The sequence below is a fragment of the Streptomyces sp. NBC_01549 genome (assembly GCF_026339955.1).
Lineage (GTDB): Bacteria > Actinomycetota > Actinomycetes > Streptomycetales > Streptomycetaceae > Streptomyces.
In genome coordinates this window covers 1,541,065-1,562,027 of sequence record NZ_JAPEPW010000001.1, presented here as the reverse complement: position 1 = coordinate 1,562,027, position 20,963 = coordinate 1,541,065, and the positions used below count along the sequence as shown (strand labels likewise).

Sequence of the window (20,963 nt, the reverse complement as noted above, 5' to 3'; positions counted from 1 at the left end):
CAGGAGCGACCCGAAGCCCGTCCTGAGCGGCGAACATCCGGGGAAACTCGTCGTGTACACGAACCCTGAAGCCCCGGGACAGTTCCGGACGGACGGGATCGACGGGTACCGTGGACCCGGCCCGGACCACGGAAGAACCCCGAGGGCCCGAGGACTGAGGACATCGCAAGGAGCTTCAGGTGTTCAATGACATAGGACCGCTCGAGCTGGTGACGCTCGTTGTCCTTGCCGTGCTCGTCTTCGGTCCGGAAAAGCTCCCGAAGATGATTCAGGACGTCACCCGCACCATCCGCAAGATCCGTGAGTTCTCGGAGAGCGCCAAGGCGGACATCCGTGAGGAACTCGGACCGGAGTTCAAGGACTTCGAATTCGAGGACCTCAACCCCAAGACGTTCATCCGCAAGCAGCTGGACAACGACGAGCTGGGGCTCAAGGAGATCCGCAACGGCTTCGATCTGAAGAAGGAGATGGCCGAGGTCACGGACGCGGTCCACAGCCGCGACACGGACTCGTCCTCCTCGTCCTCCTCGTCTTCCTCGTCCTCGTCCTCGTCCTCGGGTTCGTCCGGCGGTTCGATCGACATGACGAAGAAGCCCGAGCAGAGCGACCCGGACGAGCGCCCGCCGTTCGACGCCGACGCCACCTGAGCCGTCCCGCAGACGTCTGACACGGCCTGAAAACGGCGCGTGCGCGCCCCACGCGCGGGGTGCTTTCCCTGCTGCTCGAAGCGGTGTGGCTATGCTGCCCAGTTGTTGTGCGGACTGCTGAGGACGCCCGAGGGGGGCGGGCCGCCCGGTCCGACGAGAGCAAGGAGGCGTCCGGGCAGATGGAGACGACAAGTCGGGTAGGCACGCAGGCGCCGGCCGCGGAAGGCGGACAGCACGTCCCCTTCGCCCGCCGCACGGCCGATGGCTACCTGCTGGCGCCCTTCCCGTGGTACGGCCTCGACGAGGCCTTCACGGGGCCGCGCTGGCTGATGCAGGTCGGTACGTCGGCGGACGGTGCCGTCGAGCACGGTTCGATCGGGCACGGGGAAGAGCCCTCGGTGCGCGGCGAGTCGACGGAGGACAAGGAGCGGTTCGCGGTCGTGGTGACCGTCGCCGCGAGCCCCTCGCGCCGCAGCGCGGACGGGACGGGGCTCCTTGAGGCCACGTCGGTGTCCTCGGCGGCCTGGCTGGCCGGGGTGGGGCTGCTGTCCTTCACCTGGCCCGGCCAGATGGACCACACCCGGCGGGACGACTGGCTGGACCAGCAGACCGAGACGGCGTGGGCCCTCGCGGACGACCTCGCGGGGCCCGACTGGTCCTCGCTGTCCCTCCCCGTGGACGGCGTCCCCACGCCGTTCCACTACCGCGAGTTGGAGTTCGGCTGGGTCCTCGCGGGTTCCACCCAGATGGGGGTCCATGTGGGGGCGTACGGCCGGGGGATGAGTGCGTACGGGCTGGGCTTCGCCATGATCAAGGACATCGCGGCGTACGCGTGACGGTGCCCTCCGGGGGTTTGCGGGAACTGCGCCGTCTATGGCTGCGGGCCGTCGTGGCTGGTCGCGCAGTTCCCCGCGCCCCTGATGGGGCGCGTTCACCTCTCCGGGGTTGGAAAGTGCTGGAACCTGTTGCTCAGAACTTGTTCCTCGGGGTGATGCCCAGGGACATGCCGGACAGGCCTCGCTGGCGGCCGCCGAGCTTGCCGGCGATGGCGCGCAGGGCGGAGCCCGCGGGGGAGTCCGGGTCGGTCAGGACGACCGGCTTGCCCTCGTCGCCGCCCTCGCGCAGGCGGACGTCGATCGGGATGGAGCCGAGGACGGGAACGCTCGCGCCGGTGGTGCGGGTCAGGCCGTCGGCGACGCTCTGACCGCCGCCCGTGCCGAAGACGTCGACCATCTCGCCGCAGTGCGGACAGGGCAGGCCCGACATGTTCTCGACCACGCCCACGATCTTCTGGTGGGTCTGGACGGCGATGGAGCCGGCCCGCTCGGCGACCTCGGCCGCCGCCTGCTGCGGGGTGGTGACGACCAGGATCTCCGCGTTCGGGACCAGCTGGGCCACCGAGATCGCGATGTCGCCCGTGCCCGGCGGGAGGTCCAGGAGCAGGACGTCCAGGTCGCCCCAGAAGACGTCCGCCAGGAACTGCTGGAGGGCGCGGTGGAGCATCGGTCCGCGCCAGACGACCGGTGCGTTGCCCGGGGTGAACATGCCGATGGAGATGACCTTCACGCCGTGCGCGGACGGCGGCATGATCATGTTCTCGACCTGGGTCGGACGGCCGTCGGCGCCGAGCATACGGGGCACCGAGTGGCCGTAGATGTCCGCGTCGACCACGCCGACCTTGAGGCCGTCGGCCGCCATCGCCGCCGCGAGGTTCACGGTCACCGAGGACTTGCCGACGCCGCCCTTGCCGGAGGCGACCGCGTACACGCGGGTGAGCGAGCCCGGCTTGGCGAAGGGCACCTCGCGCTCGGCCTGCCCGCCGCGCAGCGCGGTCGCCAACTCCTTGCGCTGCTCGTCGCTCATCACGTCCAGGGTCACGGCGACGCGGGTGACGCCCTCGACCGCCGAGACCGCCTCCGTCACGTTCTTCGTGATGGTCTCGCGCATCGGGCAGCCGGAGACGGTCAGATACACGGTGACCGCGACCGCGCCATCCGCACCGATCTCCACCGATTTGACCATCCCCAGCTCGGTGATGGGTCGCTGGATCTCGGGGTCGTTCACCGTCGCCAGTGCTTCGCGCACCGCGTCTTCCGTAGCCATAGGACGATGGTACGGTGCCCGGCCCCGGGCCCGGAAAGCCCCGTCAGCGGTCGTCTACGTCACGTCGTGGCGGCCGTTCTGCCCGGAATACGACCCGGCCGTCGGAACGGTGTTCCTCCAGCTCCTTGATCAGGTCCTGGAATTCGGAGCGGATCCAGTCGCGGGTGGCGACCTCGCCGAGGCCCATGCGCAGGGCGGCGATCTCCCGGGTGAGGTACTCGGTGTCCGCGATCGACCGCTCGTTCTGCTTGCGGTCCTGTTCGAGGTTGACCCGGTCGCGGTCGTCCTGGCGGTTCTGCGCGAGGAGGATCAGCGGGGCGGCGTAGGAGGCCTGCAGCGAGAGCAACAGGGTCAGGAAGATGAACGGGTACGGGTCGAAGCGCAGATGACGCGGCGCCGCGATGTTCCACACCAGCCACAGGATGATGACGACCGTCATCCAGACGATGAACCGTCCGGTGCCGAGGAAACGCGCGATCCGCTCCGACAGCCGCCCGAACGCCTCCGGGTCCCACTCGGGCATCAGCCGGCGGCGCGGCGGCAGCGGCTGGTCGAGGCGGGTGCGGGGCCGGGTGGCGGCGGTCGCCCCGGTGGCGGCCCGTTCGCGGGTCTCGCGGTCAGGTCCCATCGCGCCCCCCTTCGTCCACGCCTTCACGGGCTTCTTCCTGATCGCCTTCCTGATCGCCTTCCTCGTCGTCTCCCCGGTCGTCCTCGCGGTCGTCCTCGAGTTCGCGCAGGCGCCCGTCCTGAGGTTCGTCCAGTGGTTCGTCCTGGGGGTCGTCCTCGCGCAGATGGAACTCGGTCTCGCGCCAGTCCTCCGGCAGCATGTGGTCCAGTACGTCGTCCACGGTCACCGCGCCGAGCAGCGAGCCGCTCTCGTCGACGACGGGCGCCGCGACCATGTCGTACGTGGCGAAGAACCCGGCGACGACGGGCAGCGCCGCGTCCGGCGCGAGGGTCTGCAGATCGTCGTCGAGTATCGAACTGACCAGCGTGTACGGCGGGTCGCGCAGCAGCCGCTGGAAGTGCACCGTGCCGAGGTACTTCCCGGTCGGCGTCTCGTCCGGCGGGCGGCACACGTACACCTGGGCGGCGAGCGCGGGGGACAGGTCGGGGTTGCGGACCCGGGCGAGCGCGTCGGCGACCGTGGCGTCGGGCCGCAGCACGATGGGCTCGGTCGTCATCAGACCGCCGGCGGTCCGCTCCTCGTACGCCATCAGCCGTCGTACGTCGGCCGCCTCGTCGGGCCGCATCAGCGTCAGCAGCCGTTCCACGTCGGCCTCGGGGAGTTCGGCGAGCAGGTCGGCCGCGTCGTCGGGGTCCATTGCCTCCAGGACGTCGGCGGCGCGCTCCTCCTTGAGCTTGCCCAGGATCTCGATCTGGTCGTCCTCGGGGAGCTCCTCCAGGACGTCGGCGAGGCGGTCGTCGGCCAGGGCGGCGGCCACCTCCCCGCGCCGTTTCGGCGACAGGTGGTGCAGGACGTTGGCCAGGTCGGCCGCGCGCAGCTGCTCGAAGGTGGCGAGGAGGCTCTCGGCGCCCTGTCCGTGCTCCTCCAGCGAGAACCCGGTGACGGCGGACCAGTCGACGGTCATCGTCTCGCCCTTGGTGCGCCGGAAGGTCCCGCTGCGACCCCTGCGCACGAAGACGCGGCCGATCTCCCACTCCCGGCGGGCCGGCCGCTGCTGGACGGACACGTCGAGCACGGTCACCTCCTCGTCGGTCTCGACGAGCCGGACCCGGCGGTCGAGCAGTTCGCCGAAGACGAGCCGCTCGGTGGGCCGCTGTTCGAAGCGGCGCACGTTCAGGACACCGGTGGTGATGACCTGGCCGGACTCGATGCCGATGACACGGGTCATGGGCAGGAAGATGCGCCGCCGGGTGGAGAGTTCCACGACCAGCCCGAGCAGCCGGGGCGGGCGGCGTCCGACACGGAGCATGGCGACCAGGTCCCGCACGCGGCCCACCTGGTCGCCGCTGGGATCGAAGACGGCGACACCGGCGAGGTGCGAGACGAAGATCCGGGGGGCGCTCGCGGCCATGCCCGCGCCTCCTTCTTTCCGTGTTGCTTTCTCCGTGTTGCTCCGGACGCTTGCCGGCTTTCTCCGTACGCGCGTTTGGTCCCGACGTGTCCGCTCAGGTGGGCTTCAGGCTAGCCCGTCCCAGTCGGATACGCCCTGGTGAGCGGTCCGGACGGACTGGCTCCGCCGGGCAGGCGCGGCACCGGTACGCTGCCGTACGCCGTTGGGGACACCCGGCACGGCTACCCCGGCATGGGCACCCGCACGGACACGCGTATGGACACCCGCATGGACACCCGTATGAAAGGCAGCCCCACCTGTGACTGCGATTTCCCAGGGCCGTACCCGCAGGGCCGCACTGGTGGGCGCGATGTGCGCACTGGTCGTGACGGGGACGGGGCTGACGGGGTGCGGTAGTGAGGATCCGGACGCGGGCACGAACGGTGTGGGGAAGCTGTCCGCCACCGAGATCCAGTCGAAGACGCGCAAGGCCGCCACGTCCGCCGAGACGGTGAGACTCGCCGGGACCGTGGTGTCGAACGGGCGTACGTACAAGCTCGACATGCGGCTGAAGACCGACGGTGGCACCGGTTCGGTCACCTCGGAGGGTGCGAGCTTCCATCTGCTCCGGGTCGGCCGGCGCCTCTTCCTCAAGGCCGGCGCCGAGTTCTGGAACCATCAGGGCGGCAAGAGCGGTGCCACCTCCTCGGCGGACACCGCGGCCGCCGACAAGCTCGACGGCAAGTACGTGAAGGTCCCGAGCGGCGACCCGGCCTACAAGCGCTTCATCAGTTTCACGGACAAGGACGTCCTGCTCGACGGTCTGCTGACCCTGCACGGCTCCCTCGCCACGGACGGCCACCACGAGCAGTCCGGCGTCCGCACCATCCGCATCACCGGCGACAAGGGCGCGGGCGGCACCCTGGACGTCTCCCTGAAGGGAACCCCGTACCCGCTGCTCCTGGTCCGCGCGGGTGACGCGGGCACGCTCAGCCTCAGTGACTGGGGCAAGGACTTCGCCCTCGCGGAACCCGCCAAGGACGAGACCGTGGACTACGGTCAGCAGCTGCCGACGTCGTAGTCCTACCCGCGACGTCCCCGCTTCCTGAACAGGAGGCGGGGCACGGCGGCCGGGATCGGCTGCCGGGTGGTCGCCGGCGTCGGCAGCGGCGCGGCGGCCAGCGAGCCGTCCGGCAGCGGGTGGATGCCCGGCCGGGGCTCCAGGCGCAGCACCCGGCACTCGCGGGCCCAGCGGGCGGGCATCTCCTCGCCGTCGGGCGCGTTCAGGCGCTTGCCCTTGAGTTCGGCGACCGTCGCCTCCCACGCGGGGGAGCCGGGCGCGAGCTCGACCGCCTTCGCGGTCCACGTGACCAGCCGCCCGCCCTTGTCCTTGCTGCGTACGGTCACGACCGCGTCGCCCCCGTCGACGAGCCCGGGCAGCGGCTGCTCACCGGGCCCGTCACCGACCAGGCAGGCCGCGCCGTCGTGCCACACGTGCCACAGGGCCCGGGTGGGCGCCTCGGCGCCCGGCGCTCCGTGTGTCGACGCGCCGCTGCCGCGTACCCAGATCAGCCCGGACTTCTTCGTGGCCTCCTCGACGAGGGCCCGGTCGAGCAGCTGTTCCGTCATGACCCCAGCCTATCCAGGGCTGCCCGGCGATCACCCGGCGCGCTCAGAGCCAGCCGTTGCGCTTCAGGATCCGGTGGATCGACAGACACATCCCGACCGTGGCGGCGAGCACCAGCGGGTAGCCGAACTTCCAGTGCAGCTCCGGCATGTAGTCGAAGTTCATGCCGTACACCCCACAGACCATCGTCGGTACGGCGATGATCGCGGCCCAGGAAGTGATCTTGCGCATGTCCTCGTTCTGCGTGACGGACGCCTGCGCGAGGTTGGCCTGGAGGATGGAGTTGAGCAGCTCGTCGAAGCCGAGGACCTGCTCCTGGACGCGGGCGAGGTGGTCGGCGACGTCACGGAAGTACTTCTGGATGTCCGGGTCGATCAGCCGCATCGGGCGCTCGCTCAGCAGCTGCATGGGGCGCAGCAGCGGGGAGACGGCCCGCTTGAACTCCAGCACCTCGCGCTTGAGTTGGTAGATGCGGCCGGCGTCCGTGCCGCGCGGGGTGCCCTTGCGGCCCGGCGAGAAGACCTCGGTCTCCACCTCGTCGATGTCGTCCTGCACGGCGTCCGCGACCGCGATGTACCCGTCGACGACGTGGTCGGCGATGGCGTGCAGCACGGCGGAGGGCCCCTTGGCGAGCAGCTCGGGGTCGTCCTGCAGCCGGTGCCGCAGCGCCCGCAGCGAGCCCTGCCCGCCGTGCCGGACGGTGATGAAGAAGTCCCGCCCGGTGAAGCACATGACCTCGCCGGTCTCCACGATCTCGCTGGTGGCGGTGAGTTCGTCGTGCTCGACGTAGTGGATGGTCTTGAAGACGGTGAACAGGGAGTCGTCGTAGCGCTCCAGCTTGGGCCGCTGGTGGGCCTGAACGGCGTCCTCGACGGCCAGCGGGTGCAGTCCGAACTCGCCCGCGATACCGGCGAACTCGGCCTCGGTGGGCTCGTGCAGCCCGATCCACACGAAGCCGCCGTCGCGGTGCACCAGCCGCATCGCCTCCTGGGGCGTCAGCGGCTCGGAGGTCTGGACGCGGGTGCCGTCGCGGTAGACCGCGCAGTCGACCACGGCGGAGTTGGTCCCGGGGGCGCGGGTGTGGTCGTACGAGCCACTGTCCTTGCGCAGCGAGGGACGGGGGCGGACCGCGGCACGCAGGTCACGAATCATCGACATGACGGGCTCCTTCGCAACGGAGGCGACCGACGACGGTTGAAACTACCCGGAATGGGGACGTCCTGACTGCGGATGTTTGGCACGTCCACAAAGCGGGGAGCACCGCACCGTCGCGGTGGCAGCTTCGCTACTGATTCAGATCAGACAGATCGGATGGATCAGGTGGAAACGAAGCGCTCTTCCGTGGTGCACCGGGACAACGCTGACACGTATGCACACGTTTGCAGGAGGAAGCAGCCGACAGAGCTACGGGAGCCAGGGAACGGCTGGAACCAGCTACAGAACTTCAGCGACCGGAAGAGCGGGTGGTACTGCCTGGTCGACTTCGGTCCATTGCAGCCCCACCTCCTCCGGCCGGTCCCCCGTGAGGGACGATCCATCCCCCTTGGGGGAGCTGTCTCCCCCCGTGGGGAAGGCAGTCAGTCTCAGTGTGTCGGGGCTTGAGAGCGACGCTTGGCGTGCTGCCCCGACCAGCGGCCAAGACTATCAGCGCACTGAAGCGTCAAGCCGCCGCTTTGCCCGTTACTGACGAGTTCTATGCTCGGCTCATGGCTGATGTTCTTCCTTTGGTCGAGGCCCGGTTGCGCTCCGCGCTGGGCGAGCCCGACGCCCGGGCCGCGGTCACCTTCCTCGGCACCGACCGCATCGAAGTGCTGCGCTTCACAGAGGGTGACGTCGTCCGCTACGCCACGCTCGGTATGTCCGCCCAGCCCATGGCGGACCCCACGGCGGTCCTCGCCGACCCGGTGAAGGGCCCGCGCGCGGAGCTGATCCTGTCCGTCCGCCTGGGGGTCGCCGACACCGACAAGGTGCTCCGCCCGCTCGCCGTGCTCGCCGCGTCCCCGCAGGTCGAGGGGCTGATCGTGGCCCCCGGTGCCTCGCTCGACGTGGGCGGGGCGCTGTGGCCCGGAGCGCCGTTCACCTCGGTCCTGGTCGCCGAGTCCGGCGGCCTGGTGGAGGACCTGGAGCTGGACGCGCCGGCCGATCCCGTACGGTTTTTGCCGCTGCTCCCGATGACGCCGAACGAGGCCGCGTGGAAGCGCGTACACGGCGCCGGGGCCCTCCAGGAACGCTGGCTGAACGGCGGAACGGACCTGCGCGATCCGTTGCGCAGGTCCGTTCCGCTGGACTGAGTACTTCTGGCCCGTCCCTTTCCGCCGACCTGAGAGCAGGTCAGTCCTGGCCGAAAACAGTCAGTTGGCAAACACGGTCACACTGTCCTCGGCGGCGTGCTTCGGCTGGAGCTCCTCGGCCTCGTGGGAGAGCGCGTCGCGTCGTACGAAGACCACGACCGCGCCGACCGCCGCGGTGATCGCGGCGACCACGAACGGGATGTGGATGTCGCTCCACTCCTCGATCTTCGGCGCGAAGTAGGGCGCGGCCGCGGCGGCGAACCAGCGGACGAAGTTGTAGCCGGCGCTCGCCACCGGGCGCGGAGCGTCCGAGACGCCGAGCGCCAGCTCGGTGTAGACGGTGTTGTTCACGCCGATGAAGGCGCCCGACAGGATCGTGCAGACCACGGCCGTGGTGTGGTCGCCGTACCCGAGCACGAGCACGTCGGCGGCGAGCAGGACCAGGGAGCCGCCCAGCACCTTGAGCGAGCCGAACCGTGCCTGCATCCGCGGCGCCACGATCACCGAGAACACGGCGAGCAGCAGGCCCCAGCAGAAGAACACGGCGCCCGACTTGTAGGGGGTCATGTTCAGCACGAACGGGGTGAAGGCCAGCAGGGTGAAGAACGTGTAGTTGTAGAAGAACGCCGACACGGCCGCCGAGGCGAGGCCGGGGTGGCCGAGCGCCTTGAGCGGGTCGAGCAGTGAGGTCTTCTTCGCGGGCTTCGGCTGCTCCTTCAGGAACGCCGTGATGCACAGGAAGCCGACCGCCATCAGGAACGCGGTGCCGAAGAACGGGTAGCGCCAGCTGGCGTTGCCGAGCAGCGCGCCCAGCAGCGGTCCGCACGCCATGCCGAGGCCGAGCGCGGACTCGTAGAGCAGGATCGCCGCGGCGCTGCCGCCCGCCGCCGCGCCGACGATGACGGCGAGGGCGGTGGACACGAACAGTGCGTTGCCCAGGCCCCAGCCGGCCCGGAAGCCGACGAGTTCGCCGACCGAGCCGGACGTGCCGGCGAGCCCCGCGAAGACCACGACGAGCGCCAGGCCGAGCAGAAGGGTCTTCTTGCCGCCGATGCGGCTGGAGACGAAGCCGGTCACCAGCATCGCGACCGCGGTGATCAGGAAGTACGAGGTGAAGAGCAGCGAGACCTGGCTCGGGGTGGCGTCCAGGCCCTTGGCGATGGACGGCAGGATCGGGTCGACGAGCCCGATGCCCATGAAGGCGACGACGGATGCGCCGGCGGTCGCCCAGACGGCCTTCGGCTGTCGCAGGATGCTGCCCGCACCGGCGTCGAATGTGTCCCCTTCGCCGGGGCCTCCCGTGCTGTTGATCATGCTCGCTCCTCGACTGCGTGTGGAGAGATCGGTGGCCGTGGATTGATGGCCAGATCGTTGGTGTATACACACATAATAAGTTAGAAGGGCTAATTAATGCAAGCTGCATCTAGTTCCATCGGGTGACCGGCACACTCCGGACGGGTGATCGTCCTTGACGCGGCGAAAGACGGGGAGGACCGTGGGGCTCTATGAGGGGCGAACCCAGTTGCCCGAAGTGTGGTGGCCGGGTCAGGGCTCCCGGCCTTTTTGCCGACTCCTGGCAGTGCGATGTGCACGGAACCGTGCATCCGCTGCAGCCCGTGATCCCGCCCAGCGTCGAGGCCCTCGGTGTGGTGGTGCACCGTGCCCAGGTGCCGGTGTGGATGCCGTGGCCGCTGCCGGTCGGCTGGCTGTTCACCGGCGCGGCATTCGCCGGTGACGATCGCAGCGGGGGGCGTGCGACGGCCGTGGCCTGCTCGGGCCCCGGACCGCTCGGCGGCATCGGGGAGCTGATCATCGTCGCCGAGGAGCTCGGCGTCGGCCTCGGCGCGCGCTACGCGGGCATCGAAGGACCCGACCCGGGGCCGTACATGAGCGTCGAGAAACCGCCGCAGGTGAAGGTCCTCGCCGCCGGCCGTCCGACCCCGCTCTGGCATGTGGCCGGCAGCCCCGACGACCGTGCCGTCTTCGCGGGCGAGGCGCTGGGGCTGTGGGTGTGGGCGGTGGTGTGGCCCGAGCAGTCGGGGCTGCTGATGTACGACGAGCTGGTGCTGACGGATCTGCGGGATGCGGGGGCGGAGATGGATCTGCTGCCGTGCGGGGCGTTGTCGCCGCGCATTTTGGAGCCGTAGCGCTCAGCCGTGGTGCGGGGTGCCTCGGATGGGTGGTTGTGTGCGGGTCGTTCTGGGCTGAGCGCGCAGTTCCCCGCGCCCCTGACGGAGTGCTCGCGTAGTTCTCCGCGCCCCTGACGGAGTGCTGGCATCACGGCGTGCTCACGGGGTGCGCGTAGGGGGTGCTCGCTAGGTGCGGGTGTGACGGCGGTGCTCCGGAATCCCGTTATCCTTGAGCGGTCCCGTCCACCCCGTCACCGCCTGGAGTCCGCGTCGTGCGTATCGATCTGCACACCCACTCCACCGCGTCCGACGGTACGGACACCCCCGCCGAACTGGTGCGCAACGCCGGCATCGCCGGTCTCGACGTCGTCGCGCTGACCGACCACGACACCAGCCGCGGGTACGCGGAGGCACTGGCCGCGCTGCCCGAGGGGCTGACCCTCGTCACGGGCGCCGAGCTCTCCTGCCGCCTCGACGGCGTCAGCATGCACATGCTGGCCTACCTCTTCGACCCCGAGGAGCCCGGGCTGCTCGCCGAGCGCGAGCTGGTGCGCGACGACCGCGTGCCGCGCGCCCGGGCCATGGTCGCCAAGCTCCAGGAGCTCGGCGTACCGGTCACCTGGGAGCAGGTCGCGCGCATCGCGGGGGAGGGATCCGTCGGGCGGCCGCACGTCGCCTCCGCGCTGGTCGAGCTGGGGGTCGTGGACAGCGTCTCCGACGCCTTCACCCAGGACTGGCTGGCCGACGGCGGGCGGGCCTACGTTCCCAAGCACGAGACCGACCCCTTCGAGGCGATCCGCCTCGTCAAGGCCGCGGGCGGGGTGACCGTCTTCGCGCACCCGGCCGCCGCCAAGCGCGGCCGGACCGTGCCGGAGTCCGCGATCGCGGACCTCGCCGCCGCCGGGCTCGACGGCATCGAGGTGGACCACATGGACCACGAGCCGGCCACCCGCGCCCGGCTGCGCGGCCTCGCCGCCGACCTGGGGCTGCTCGCCACCGGGTCCAGCGACTACCACGGCAGCCGCAAGACCTGCGTGCTCGGGGAGTTCACCACCGACCCCGAGGTGTACGGCGAGATCACCCGGCGGGCGACCGGGGCGTTCCCCGTGCCGGGCACCGGCGGAGCCTGAGGCTCGCCCGCGCACCCCGGTTCCTCTCGGCACCCGACGCCGTCCGTCGTGTGTCTCTGTTCCGCCCGGCGGAACACCCTTCCCCGGCGGCAACGGCCGACCTCGCCGTGCCGCCTTCCATACCTTCGCAAGGCCTGACTCACTCATGTTCGACGTCGCCGTCTTCGGCTCCCTCTTCCTCACCCTCTTCGTCATCATGGATCCCCCCGGGATCACCCCGATCTTCCTCGCGCTCACGGCGGGACGCCCCGCCAAGGTGCAGAAACGGATGGCCTTCCAGGCCGTCTGCGTGGCCGGCGGGGTGATCGTCGTCTTCGGTCTGCTCGGCCACCAGATCCTCGGCTACCTGCATGTGTCCGTGCCCGCGCTGATGATCGCGGGCGGGCTGCTGCTCCTGCTGATCGCCCTCGACCTGCTGACCGGCAAGACCGACGAGCCCCAGCAGACCAAGGACGTCAACGTCGCCCTCGTACCGCTCGGCATGCCGCTGCTCGCGGGCCCCGGGGCGATCGTGTCGGTGATCCTCGCGGTCCAGAAGGCCGACACCGTCGCCACCCAGGTGTCCGTGTGGACCGCGATCCTCGCCATCCATGTCGTCCTGTGGCTGGTCATGCGCTACTCGCTGCTGATCATCCGTGTCATCAAGGACGGCGGTGTCGTGCTGGTGACCCGGCTCGCGGGCATGATGCTGTCCGCGATCGCCGTGCAGCAGATCATCAACGGGGTCACCCAGGTGATCCGGGCGGGCTGACCGTGAGCCTGTGAGAACGCGCAAAGCCCCGTACGGCATCGTGCCGTACGGGGCTTTGAAATCTGAAGGCGTCCGCCCAGTGGTGAACTGCTCCAAGACCTGCCTGGACTGCTCCGAACTGTTATGAAGCGGACGATTCGGCCGGGCGGATCCACAGTCGCTGCCCGATGGCGGCGGCCTGCTGAACGATCCGGTTGACGGAGGTGGCGTCTACGACAGTGCTGTCCACGGGCGTGCCGTCGACATCGTCGAGTCGCATGATTTCGAAGCGCATGGGCTTCTCCCTTCGTCTGGTCATCCTCCTGAGGAGAACTACTTGTGTGGTGTGCGAGGCGTCGGTACCCCTGCTTCCGTTCGTATTCAACGGGGTGCGTGTTACAAACATTCCCTACGCTAAGGAAATTTTTCGAGAACCTAATTACTGTCGGGTAAGAAGTCTGAAGGAGACTGAACGGGACCGGTTGTATTCGCAGCGTGACCGCCGGGACAATGGAGGCGATGAACGACGACCACGCGGCGCTCGGCGCCCGCATCGACCGCACGAACGAGCTGCTCCAGCGCATGCTCGCCGAGGTGGCGAAGACGCCCTCGACCCACGCGATCTTCGTCGACGCCGGATATCTGTACGCGGCCGCGGGGCGGCTCGTCGCCGGGACCGAGGACCGCCGCGCCTTCGACCTCGACGCCGAAGGCCTCATCGAGGCGCTCATCGACAAGGCCCGCACGATCTTCGCCGACAGCAGGCTGCTGCGCGTCTACTGGTACGACGGCGCGCGCCGCCGCATCCACACCGCGGAACAGCAGTCGATCGCCGAACTCCCGGACGTGAAGGTCCGGTTGGGCAACCTCAACGCCAACAACCAGCAAAAGGGCGTCGATTCCCTCATCCGCTCCGACCTGGAGTCCCTCGCCCGGCACCGGGCCATCAGCGACGCCGCGCTGCTCGGCGGCGACGAGGACCTGGTGTCCGCGGTCGAAGCGGCGCAGGGGTACGGCGCGCGGGTCCACCTCTGGGGCATCGAGGCGCCCGAGGGCCGCAACCAGGCCGAGCCGCTGCTGTGGGAGGTCGACAGCCAGCGCACGTTCGACCTCGAATTCTTCAAGCCCTACGTGTCCCGCCGCACCTCCGCCACCTACGACCCGACGGCGGCGAGCCGGCCCACCCGCGAGGACGTGCGGTTCGTGGGCGCCCAGATCGCCGCGAAGTGGCTGGCCGCGCGGGGGCGCGAGGCGCTGGTGGAGCTGCTGCCCGGCCACCCCTACCTGCCCGGCTCGGTCGACCAGGATCTGCTGGTCGAGGCCGAGGGGCTGCTGCAGTACTCCCTGCGGGGCCAGGCGGACCTGCGCCGCGCGCTCCGGGACGGCTTCTGGGAGCACCTGCAGGCGCAGTACTAGTGCCGCGGTACTAGCTACCCGGCCCGGGCTTCCTGACTACTTTTCCGCCCGGATCACTGCTCCGTCTGATCCCAGAACTTGGCGAGGGCCAGAGCCGTCTGCTCGGGCTGGTCCGTGTTCGGGGAGTGTTCGGCTCCGCGTACGACCGTGCGCCGGGCCTTGAGCCGTACGGCCATGTCGTCCAGGAGCGGCACCGGCCAGGTGTCGTCGAACGCGCCGGACAGCACATGCTTGGGCAGGCGTACGGCGGCCAGCTCGGCGACGCGGTCGGGCTCCGTGCACAGCTGACGGCCCGTCGCGATCAGCTGGGCCGGTCGCGTGGCCAGCCAGCGGCGCCGCAGGTCATCACGGTCGTCGAGCCCCCCGTCGAGACTGCCGGTGTCGGTCTCCTCCGGCGGTTCCATCGCCTGGATGGCGTCCCACACCTCGGCCATGCCCATCACGGCAAGGGCGTCCCGGAGCAGTTTGACGCGTTGTTGCTGGGAGGTGGAGATCTGGGCGGGGCCCGAGGCCATGAGGGTGAGTGAGGCGAAGGGGGCCGGGTCGAGCAGGACGGCGGCACGGGCGACCAGTCCGCCGAGGGAGTGGCCGACGAGGTGTACGGGGGTGCCGACGGCCGCCGCCTGCGCGAGCACGTCCTTCGCCAACTCGGCCTGTGCGTAAGCCGTTTCGTCGTGCTCGGGTCCGTCGCTCTCGTACTGCCCGCGGCCGTCCACGGCGACGGTACGGTACCCGCGCGCCGCGAGCGGCTCGTGCAGCGCGATGAAGTCTTCCTTGCTGCCGGTGAACCCCGGCAGCAGCAGCACGGTTCCCTTCAGCTGCGCCTGCGGCGCGGCGTCGAGCGCGGCGAACTCGCCGCGGGCGGTGCGGAGACGGTAGGCACGGACACCGGCTGGCGGGGCGAAGGAGGGGGGCCTGCTCATACCCCGAGGCTATCGGGCGGGGCTTCGCCCCGTGCCCCAGGGGCGCGGGGAACTGCGCGCCCAGCCCTCACCCACCCGGTCCGGAAAACGCCAATGGCCCGGCCCCACTGCACGTGGGACCGGGCCATCGGGCTTGGGATCAGCTCTCCGCGGGCTCCGCGGCAGCCGCCGCCTTGCGCGTGCGGCGACGCGGTGTCGCCACCTCCGGCGACGCTTCCGTGGCGACCGCGGGCTCCGCGGCGACCGCGGCCTTGCGGGTGCGCCGACGGGGCTTGGCCTCGGGCTCGTCAACGGCGGCCGACTGGGCGGGAATCGTCGCCTCGGCGGTCTCGGCGACGGCCTTGCGCGTGCGGCGGCGGACGGGCTTGGCCGCCACCGCTTCCGCGCTGTCCACGGCCGCTTCGGCGGGTGCCTCGGCCGTGGCCTTGGTCCGCGTACGCCGCGGCTTGGTGACGGGGGCCTCCGGCGCGGCCTCGACGGTCGCCTCGACCGTGTCCACCGCGGCCACCGCCGCCTTACGCGTACGGCGCGGCTTGGTGACCGGCGCCTCGGCAACAGCCTCCGCCGTGGCGACCGCGACCTCCGCGGGCTCCGCGGCCTTGCGGGTACGGCGGCGCGGCTTGGCCTCCGGGGCCTCGACGACGGCGGCAGCGGTCTGCGCCGGAATCTCGGTCTCGGCGGTCTCGGCGACGGCCTTGCGCGTGCGGCGGCGGACGGGCTTGGCCGCCACCGCTTCCGCGCTGTCCACGGCCGCTTCGGCGGGTGCCTCGGCCGTGGCCTTGGCCCGCGTACGCCGCGGCTTGGTGACGGGGGCCTCCGGCGCGGCCTCGACCGTGCCCTCGGCCGTGTCGAGCACGGCCTCGGCGGCCTCCGCGGCCTTGCGGGTACGCCGGCGCGGCTTGGCCGGAGCCTCCGTGACGTCCTCGGCGACGGCTTCCACGACGGGCGCGGGTTCCGCGACGACGGCCACGGTCTCGGCCTCGGCAGGGGCGGCCTCCGCCGTCTTACGGGCCCGGCGGCGACGCGGCTTCGCGAGCGCCTCCGGCGCGGCCTCGACCGTGCCCTCGGCCGTGTCGACCACGGTCTCCGCGGTCTCCGGGGCCTCGCTCACGGTCGCCGACGGCTCGGTGACCGTGGCGGCAGCCGCCACCGTCTCCGCCGCTCCGGCGCGCGTACGGCGACGGCGGCGCGGGGTGCGGGGCTCGGTGGCCTCCGCGGCGGCGGGCTCGGTGGTCACCTCCGGAGTCGGCGTCGTGGACGTCTCCTCCAGCGCGGCTCCGTTGCGCGTACGGCGACGGCGGCGCGGGGTGCGCGCCGGGCGCTCACGCTCGTGCTCCACGGGCGCCGGCGCCGACGAACGGCCACCGCGGCCGCGCGGACCGCCGCGCCCGCCGGTCTCGCCGAGGTCCTCGACCTCTTCGGCCGCGAGTCCGGCGCGGGTGCGCTCGGAACGCGGCAGGACACCCTTGGTGCCGGCCGGGATGTTCAGTTCCTCGAAGAGGTGCGGGGACGTGGAGTACGTCTCCGGCGGGTTGTTGAAGCCGAGGTCCAGCGCCTTGTTGATGAGCTGCCAGCGCGGGATGTCGTCCCAGTCGACGAGCGTGATCGCGATGCCCTTGGCGCCCGCGCGGCCCGTACGGCCGATGCGGTGCAGGTACGTCTTCTCGTCCTCGGGGGACTGGTAGTTGATGACGTGGGTGACACCCTCGACGTCGATGCCGCGCGCGGCGACGTCGGTGCAGACGAGGACGTCGACCTTGCCGTTGCGGAACGCGCGCAGTGCCTGCTCGCGGGCGCCCTGGCCGAGGTCGCCGTGGACCGCGCCGGAGGCGAAGCCGCGCTGCTGCAGCTGGTCGGCGAGGTCCGCCGCCGTCCGCTTGGTGCGGCAGAACACCATCGCGAGCCCGCGACCGTCGGCCTGCAGTATGCGTGCGACCAGCTCGGGCTTGTCCATGTTGTGTGCGCGGTAGATGAACTGCGCGGTGTTGCGGACCGTCGCGCCCTCGTCGTCCGGCGCCGTGGCGCGGATGTGCGTGGGCTGCGACATGTAGCGGCGCGCGAGACCGATGACCGCACCCGGCATGGTCGCCGAGAACAGCATGGTCTGACGGCGGGCCGGCAGCATGTTCATGATCTTCTCGACGTCGGGCAGGAAGCCCAGGTCGAGCATCTCGTCGGCCTCGTCGAGGACGAGCGCCTTGATGTGCTTGAGGTTGAGCTTCTTCTGGCCCGCGAGGTCCAGCAGTCGGCCCGGGGTGCCGACGATGACGTCGACGCCCTTCTTGAGGGCCTCGACCTGCGGCTCGTACGCCCGGCCGCCGTAGATGGCGAGAACGCGTACGTTGCGGACCTTGCCGGCGGTCAGCAGGTCGTTGGTCACCTGGGTGCACAGCTCGCGCGTCGGGACGACGACGAGGGCCTGCGGGGCGTCGGTGAGCTGCTCGGGCTGGGCCCGGCCCGCCTCGACGTCCGCGGGGACGGTGACACGCTCGAGGAGCGGGAGGCCGAAGCCCAGCGTCTTGCCGGTACCGGTCTTGGCCTGGCCGATGACGTCGGAGCCCGAAAGGGCTACGGGGAGCGTCATCTCCTGGATGGGGAAGGGGGTGATGATGCCGACGGCTTCAAGGGCTTCGGCCGTCTCGGGAAGGATTCCGAGCTCTCGGAAAGTCGTAGTCAGGGTGCTGCCTCTTCTGTGTACGCGGTGCGAGGCGAGCGCGGGGGTCGTGTCGGGGACCGTGCCGGGGACGTCGACCGCTCTTGACGGGCGGGCCGAGTGGCATGGGACCACTGCCGACGCTCGAGCTCTCGTGCCGCTGAGGGTTCCCTCCGGATGTCGTACGCAATGTGCCGTACGGACGAGGAGGGCTGTCGGGTCGGAGCCGATCGGGCCACCGACCGGGCATCCTCATTCGTGCGGCCCGTCGAATACTCGCCGGGCGCATTACCACCATACCCCGGAATCGCGCATATGCGATGGCCGGTTTGGTCACGTAGTCGTCGTCACACTGATTGATCAGGGACTTCCCTGTTGCGTCGAGCGGGCTATTGTGCGCTTCATGACGACGCCTGACAACGCCGCTGACCCGTCCGCCGAGGCCACCGACAAGACCACCCCCGCGGCCACCGGAGTCGCCGCGCAGAACTGGGACACGGCCGCCGCCGACCCCCAGTACCGCGCCGCGGTCGTGGACCTGCTCGGAGCGCTCGCGTACGGCGAGTTGGCGGCGTTCGAGCGGCTCGCGGAGGACGCCAAGCTGGCGCCGACGCTCAGTGACAAGGCAGAGCTGGCGAAGATGGCGTCGGCCGAGTTCCACCACTTCGAGCGGTTGCGGGACCGGCTCGCCGCGGTCGGCGCGGAGCCGACGCAGGCGATGGAGCCGTTCGTCGCCGCGCTCGACGGTTTCCACCGGCAGACGGCTCCCTCGGACTGGCTGGAAGGCCTCGTCAAGGCGTTCGTCGGCGACTCGATCGCCAGTGACTTCTACCGGGAGGTCGCCGCGCGCCTCGACGCCGACACGCGCGGGCTCGTACTCAGCGTTCTCGACGACACCGGGCACGCGAGCTTCGCCGTCGAGAAGGTGCGCGCCGCCATCGACGCGGACCCGCGCGTGGGCGGTCGGCTCGCGCTGTGGGCGCGTCGGCTGATGGGCGAGGCGCTGTCGCAGTCGCAGCGGGTCGTCGCGGACCGCGACGCGCTGTCGACGATGCTCGTGGGCGGTGTGGCGGACGGGTTCGACCTCGCGGAGGTCGGCCGGATGTTCTCGCGGATCACCGAGGCCCACACGAAGCGGATGGCGGCACTGGGCCTGGCGGCCTAGACCCGGTCTCCCCGGTCTCCCCGGTCTCCCTGGTTTCCTCCGTCTCCCCGGTTTCCTCGATCGTCTCGGGGCTTGTCGGCCTCAGGGGTTTCGCCGTCGCCCGCTTCGGTCACGCCGTCGCCGAGCGGCGGCGGAATCTTTCCGCGGGGCGCAGCAGGAGCGACAGCAGCGCGGCGGAGACGATCGCGGCGCCGGCGAGGATGACCAGGAAGTGGCCGGAGCCCAGCGCCGTGTGCGTCAGGAAGGCCCCGAACAGGGCTCCGGCGACACCGGTCGACAGGACCAGGCCGCGGCTCGGCAGGCGGTGCGGCAGTCGGTACGCGGCCCCCCATGCCAGCGCGAGACCGAGCATCGCGGCGCCGAGCGCTTCCAAGAACATGGTGGGGGTCCCTCCCGCACGGCCGGTGCAAATCGGTCGTAGCGGGTTTACCCCTGAGGTGCGGAACGCAATCCTCCCCTGTGGATGTTCTGTGCTCCATCCGTGGTGGTGAGACCACGTGTACGGGCCCGACACGACGTGCGCGGAGGGCTGCCCGAAGGGCGCGGTTCCGTACGTGCGAAGGGGCCCGGTGACAGTGTCACCGGGCCCCTTCTGCTTCCGCTCGCCTGAACTACAGCGCGCTGAACCCCACCTTGCGCTGCGTGGGCTCGCCGAGCTCCACGTACGCGAGGCGGTCGGCCGGAACCAGGACCTTGCGGCCGTGGTCGTCCACGAGGCTCAGCAGCGGCGACTTGCCGGCCAGAGCCTCGGACACCGCGCGCTCGACCTCTTCCGGGGTCTCACCGCTCTCCAGAACGATCTCGCGGGGCGCGTGCTGCACGCCGATCTTGACCTCCACGGCTTTGTCCCTCCGACGGTCAGTCATGTGCGCGTCTGTCCGCGCCGTACGCTGCACACATTAGCCCGGTGAGGGGACGTGCACGTTCCGGCCGAGAACGCCAAGAGCGAACAGCGGACGGGAACAAAGCGGCGGTCCGGTGTGCGTCAGTGGTGATCGGTGCCGTGCAGCGGGAAACCCGCGATGCCCCGCCAGGCCAGTGACGTCAGCAGTTGCACCGCCTGGTCGCGCGGGACGCTGCGGTCGCTGTGCAGCCAAGAACGGGCCACCACCTGGGCGAGGCCGCCCAGGCCCGAGGCGAGGAGCATCGACTCGGCGCGCGAGAGACCGGTGTCCTCCGCGATGACGTCGCAGATCGCCTCCGCGCACTCGTGCGTGACCTTGTCGACGCGCTCGCGGACCGCGGGCTCGTTCGTCAGGTCGGACTCGAAGACGAGCCGGAAGGCGCCGCCGTCGTCCTCGACGTACGCGAAGTAGGCGTCCATCGTGGCGCGGACGCGCAGCGAGTTGTCCGTGGTGGACGCGAGCGCCGTCCGTACCGCCTGCAGCAGGGACTCGCAGTGCTGGTCCAGCAGTGCGAGGTACAGGTCGAGCTTGCCCGGGAAGTGCTGGTAGAGAACCGGCTTGCTGACGCCCGCGCGCTCGGCGATGTCGTCCATGGCGGCCGAGTGATACCCCTGCGCAACGAACACTTCCTGGGCGGCGCCGAGGAGCTGGTTGCGTCGGGCACGGCGCGGCAGGCGAGTGCCCCGCGGGCGTGCCGCCTCTGTCTGCTCGATGGCTGTCACGCCGCCTCCCAAAATTGTCCACATGCGGTGTGCGCCGCGCCGCCATCGTACTTTTCGGTAACCCCGCTGTGCGCGGTGCGAGCGCAGAATTTCACGGACCGGACGCGTTCGATAACGACACAGAGGGTGACGAACGGGGTGAGAAGGGCGCAACGTTGCGCCGGATACCGCTGGTCAGCGGGGTCCGGTCACATGTGGTCATCCCCTGTAGTCGTCCTCGTTGAGCCGGACGACCCTGGCCTGCTCGGCGAGGTCGGCCTCATTGGCGTTGAGGGGGTCACCGGGGGGTTCCGGGTCGAAGTCGTCCGCCGGATCCAGTTCGCTGAGCTGCTCGGCGAGGTCCGCCTCGGGGGCTTCCGGGTCAGGGATCTCCTGGAACCGGTCGTTGAAGGTCTCGGGGTCTGTCGGGTCGACTGTCATGGTTCCTCTTCCCGAGCGGTGCGAGTGCGCTCCTGATGTACGGATCTTGATGTACGTACGAGTGCCCTCGATCGAAGCCTAGGA

The 20,963-nt window shown here is 70.4% G+C and carries 22 protein-coding genes; 9 read left to right on the top strand and 13 right to left on the bottom strand.

The features are described 5' to 3' along the window. Window positions 1-179: 179 nt before the first annotated feature. Both OG819_RS06630 and OG819_RS06625 read left to right on the top strand, forming a co-directional pair. Window positions 180-647 carry a sec-independent translocase gene (locus OG819_RS06630; protein WP_266648435.1) on the top strand — a complete coding sequence of 156 codons (468 nt, stop codon included), beginning with the start codon at window positions 180-182 and terminating at the stop codon, window positions 645-647. A gap of 179 nt (window positions 648-826) precedes the next feature. Beyond that, a complete protein-coding gene (locus OG819_RS06625) occupies window positions 827-1,483 on the top strand; it encodes a hypothetical protein (protein WP_266628322.1) in 657 nt (218 codons plus the stop codon). A 133-nt stretch (window positions 1,484-1,616) separates the two neighbouring features. Here OG819_RS06625 and OG819_RS06620 read toward each other — a convergent pair whose 3' ends face one another. The 3 genes from OG819_RS06620 to OG819_RS06610 are packed head-to-tail and all read right to left on the bottom strand — an operon-like array spanning window position 1,617 to window position 4,789. Continuing rightward, entirely contained in the window at window positions 1,617-2,750 is a 1,134-nt protein-coding gene (locus tag OG819_RS06620) for an Mrp/NBP35 family ATP-binding protein (protein WP_266648433.1), read from the bottom strand. Between the two features lie 43 nt (window positions 2,751-2,793). After that, window positions 2,794-3,378 carry a DUF1003 domain-containing protein gene (locus OG819_RS06615; RefSeq protein ID WP_266628326.1) on the bottom strand — a complete coding sequence of 195 codons (585 nt, stop codon included), beginning with the start codon at window positions 3,376-3,378 and terminating at the stop codon, window positions 2,794-2,796. After that, a complete protein-coding gene (locus OG819_RS06610; protein ID WP_266628328.1) occupies window positions 3,368-4,789 on the bottom strand; it encodes a CBS domain-containing protein in 1,422 nt (473 codons plus the stop codon). Before OG819_RS06610 ends, OG819_RS06615 begins: the two co-directional genes overlap by 11 nt. Before the next feature lie 298 nt (window positions 4,790-5,087). On the opposite strand from OG819_RS06610, the gene OG819_RS06605 reads away from it, so the two are divergent. Further along, the gene (locus OG819_RS06605) at window positions 5,088-5,849 is read left to right on the top strand and encodes a hypothetical protein (RefSeq protein ID WP_266628330.1); all 762 of its coding nucleotides are present in this window, start codon (window positions 5,088-5,090) and stop codon (window positions 5,847-5,849) included. A 2-nt stretch (window positions 5,850-5,851) separates the two neighbouring features. On the opposite strand, the gene OG819_RS06600 is transcribed toward OG819_RS06605, so the two are convergent. Continuing rightward, entirely contained in the window at window positions 5,852-6,397 is a 546-nt protein-coding gene (locus OG819_RS06600) for a hypothetical protein (protein WP_266648432.1), read from the bottom strand. A gap of 43 nt (window positions 6,398-6,440) precedes the next feature. Then, the gene (locus OG819_RS06595; protein WP_266628334.1) at window positions 6,441-7,553 is read right to left on the bottom strand and encodes a magnesium and cobalt transport protein CorA; all 1,113 of its coding nucleotides are present in this window, start codon (window positions 7,551-7,553) and stop codon (window positions 6,441-6,443) included. Between the two features lie 548 nt (window positions 7,554-8,101). Between OG819_RS06595 and OG819_RS06590 the strand changes: the two genes are divergently transcribed. Next, window positions 8,102-8,686, top strand: coding sequence for a suppressor of fused domain protein (locus OG819_RS06590; RefSeq protein ID WP_266436242.1), 585 nt, complete (start codon window positions 8,102-8,104; stop codon window positions 8,684-8,686). 60 nt (window positions 8,687-8,746) lie between these two features. Here the strand turns inward: OG819_RS06590 and OG819_RS06585 are convergent, their stop codons facing one another. Beyond that, window positions 8,747-10,000: an MFS transporter gene (locus OG819_RS06585; protein WP_266648431.1), complete on the bottom strand. Its 1,254-nt coding sequence runs from the start codon at window positions 9,998-10,000 to the stop codon at window positions 8,747-8,749. Between the two features lie 191 nt (window positions 10,001-10,191). Here OG819_RS06585 and OG819_RS06580 point away from each other — a divergent pair, with 191 nt between their 5' ends. The 3 genes from OG819_RS06580 (at window position 10,192) to OG819_RS06570 (ending at window position 12,696) form a co-directional block, all read left to right on the top strand. After that, complete coding sequence (locus tag OG819_RS06580) at window positions 10,192-10,833, top strand: DUF6758 family protein (RefSeq protein ID WP_266628338.1); 642 nt, start codon at window positions 10,192-10,194, stop codon at window positions 10,831-10,833. A 254-nt stretch (window positions 10,834-11,087) separates the two neighbouring features. Beyond that, window positions 11,088-11,945, top strand: a complete 858-nt coding sequence (locus OG819_RS06575; RefSeq protein ID WP_266628340.1) for a PHP domain-containing protein — start codon at window positions 11,088-11,090, stop codon at window positions 11,943-11,945. A gap of 145 nt (window positions 11,946-12,090) precedes the next feature. Continuing rightward, window positions 12,091-12,696, top strand: a complete 606-nt coding sequence (locus tag OG819_RS06570) for a MarC family protein (RefSeq protein ID WP_266628342.1) — start codon at window positions 12,091-12,093, stop codon at window positions 12,694-12,696. A gap of 121 nt (window positions 12,697-12,817) precedes the next feature. On the opposite strand, the gene OG819_RS06565 is transcribed toward OG819_RS06570, so the two are convergent. Further along, window positions 12,818-12,970, bottom strand: a complete 153-nt coding sequence (locus OG819_RS06565) for a hypothetical protein (protein WP_266648429.1) — start codon at window positions 12,968-12,970, stop codon at window positions 12,818-12,820. Window positions 12,971-13,194: 224 nt separating this feature from the next. Here OG819_RS06565 and OG819_RS06560 point away from each other — a divergent pair, with 224 nt between their 5' ends. Then, entirely contained in the window at window positions 13,195-14,091 is an 897-nt protein-coding gene (locus tag OG819_RS06560) for an NYN domain-containing protein (RefSeq protein ID WP_266628344.1), read from the top strand. A gap of 53 nt (window positions 14,092-14,144) precedes the next feature. Here OG819_RS06560 and OG819_RS06555 read toward each other — a convergent pair whose 3' ends face one another. Next, a complete protein-coding gene (locus OG819_RS06555) occupies window positions 14,145-15,014 on the bottom strand; it encodes an alpha/beta fold hydrolase (protein WP_266628346.1) in 870 nt (289 codons plus the stop codon). A 139-nt stretch (window positions 15,015-15,153) separates the two neighbouring features. Further along, window positions 15,154-17,598 (bottom strand): DEAD/DEAH box helicase, encoded by a 2,445-nt coding sequence (locus OG819_RS06550; protein WP_266648427.1) that lies wholly within the window; start codon window positions 17,596-17,598, stop codon window positions 15,154-15,156. A 472-nt stretch (window positions 17,599-18,070) separates the two neighbouring features. Between OG819_RS06550 and OG819_RS06545 the strand changes: the two genes are divergently transcribed. Next, window positions 18,071-18,832, top strand: a complete 762-nt coding sequence (locus tag OG819_RS06545) for a ferritin-like fold-containing protein (protein ID WP_266585573.1) — start codon at window positions 18,071-18,073, stop codon at window positions 18,830-18,832. Between the two features lie 109 nt (window positions 18,833-18,941). Here OG819_RS06545 and OG819_RS06540 read toward each other — a convergent pair whose 3' ends face one another. From OG819_RS06540 to OG819_RS06525, 4 genes are all read right to left on the bottom strand, one after another. After that, window positions 18,942-19,211, bottom strand: coding sequence for a hypothetical protein (locus tag OG819_RS06540; RefSeq protein ID WP_266648425.1), 270 nt, complete (start codon window positions 19,209-19,211; stop codon window positions 18,942-18,944). Window positions 19,212-19,443: 232 nt separating this feature from the next. Further along, window positions 19,444-19,671, bottom strand: a complete 228-nt coding sequence (locus tag OG819_RS06535) for a DUF3107 domain-containing protein (RefSeq protein ID WP_266438040.1) — start codon at window positions 19,669-19,671, stop codon at window positions 19,444-19,446. A gap of 146 nt (window positions 19,672-19,817) precedes the next feature. Continuing rightward, the gene (locus OG819_RS06530; RefSeq protein WP_148010337.1) at window positions 19,818-20,459 is read right to left on the bottom strand and encodes a TetR/AcrR family transcriptional regulator; all 642 of its coding nucleotides are present in this window, start codon (window positions 20,457-20,459) and stop codon (window positions 19,818-19,820) included. Between the two features lie 198 nt (window positions 20,460-20,657). Then, window positions 20,658-20,879: a hypothetical protein gene (locus OG819_RS06525; RefSeq protein ID WP_266436216.1), complete on the bottom strand. Its 222-nt coding sequence runs from the start codon at window positions 20,877-20,879 to the stop codon at window positions 20,658-20,660. Window positions 20,880-20,963: the final 84 nt, after the last annotated feature.

Bases quoted from the DNA above. Each gene is read 5' to 3' on its own strand.
- OG819_RS06625 (WP_266628322.1), top strand. From the start codon at position 827: ATGGAGACGACAAGTCGGGTAGGCACGCAGGCGCCGGCCGCGGAAGGC.
- OG819_RS06620 (WP_266648433.1), bottom strand. From the start codon at position 2,750: ATGGCTACGGAAGACGCGGTGCGCGAAGCACTGGCGACGGTGAACGAC.
- OG819_RS06615 (WP_266628326.1), bottom strand. From the start codon at position 3,378: ATGGGACCTGACCGCGAGACCCGCGAACGGGCCGCCACCGGGGCGACC.
- OG819_RS06610 (WP_266628328.1), bottom strand. From the start codon at position 4,789: ATGGCCGCGAGCGCCCCCCGGATCTTCGTCTCGCACCTCGCCGGTGTC.
- OG819_RS06600 (WP_266648432.1), bottom strand. From the start codon at position 6,397: ATGACGGAACAGCTGCTCGACCGGGCCCTCGTCGAGGAGGCCACGAAG.
- OG819_RS06595 (WP_266628334.1), bottom strand. From the start codon at position 7,553: ATGTCGATGATTCGTGACCTGCGTGCCGCGGTCCGCCCCCGTCCCTCG.
- OG819_RS06590 (WP_266436242.1), top strand. From the start codon at position 8,102: ATGGCTGATGTTCTTCCTTTGGTCGAGGCCCGGTTGCGCTCCGCGCTG.
- OG819_RS06585 (WP_266648431.1), bottom strand. From the start codon at position 10,000: ATGATCAACAGCACGGGAGGCCCCGGCGAAGGGGACACATTCGACGCC.
- OG819_RS06580 (WP_266628338.1), top strand. From the start codon at position 10,192: ATGAGGGGCGAACCCAGTTGCCCGAAGTGTGGTGGCCGGGTCAGGGCT.
- OG819_RS06570 (WP_266628342.1), top strand. From the start codon at position 12,091: ATGTTCGACGTCGCCGTCTTCGGCTCCCTCTTCCTCACCCTCTTCGTC.
- OG819_RS06565 (WP_266648429.1), bottom strand. From the start codon at position 12,970: ATGCGCTTCGAAATCATGCGACTCGACGATGTCGACGGCACGCCCGTG.
- OG819_RS06560 (WP_266628344.1), top strand. From the start codon at position 13,195: ATGAACGACGACCACGCGGCGCTCGGCGCCCGCATCGACCGCACGAAC.
- OG819_RS06555 (WP_266628346.1), bottom strand. From the start codon at position 15,014: ATGAGCAGGCCCCCCTCCTTCGCCCCGCCAGCCGGTGTCCGTGCCTAC.
- OG819_RS06550 (WP_266648427.1), bottom strand. From the start codon at position 17,598: ATGACGCTCCCCGTAGCCCTTTCGGGCTCCGACGTCATCGGCCAGGCC.
- OG819_RS06545 (WP_266585573.1), top strand. From the start codon at position 18,071: ATGACGACGCCTGACAACGCCGCTGACCCGTCCGCCGAGGCCACCGAC.
- OG819_RS06540 (WP_266648425.1), bottom strand. From the start codon at position 19,211: ATGTTCTTGGAAGCGCTCGGCGCCGCGATGCTCGGTCTCGCGCTGGCA.
- OG819_RS06525 (WP_266436216.1), bottom strand. From the start codon at position 20,879: ATGACAGTCGACCCGACAGACCCCGAGACCTTCAACGACCGGTTCCAG.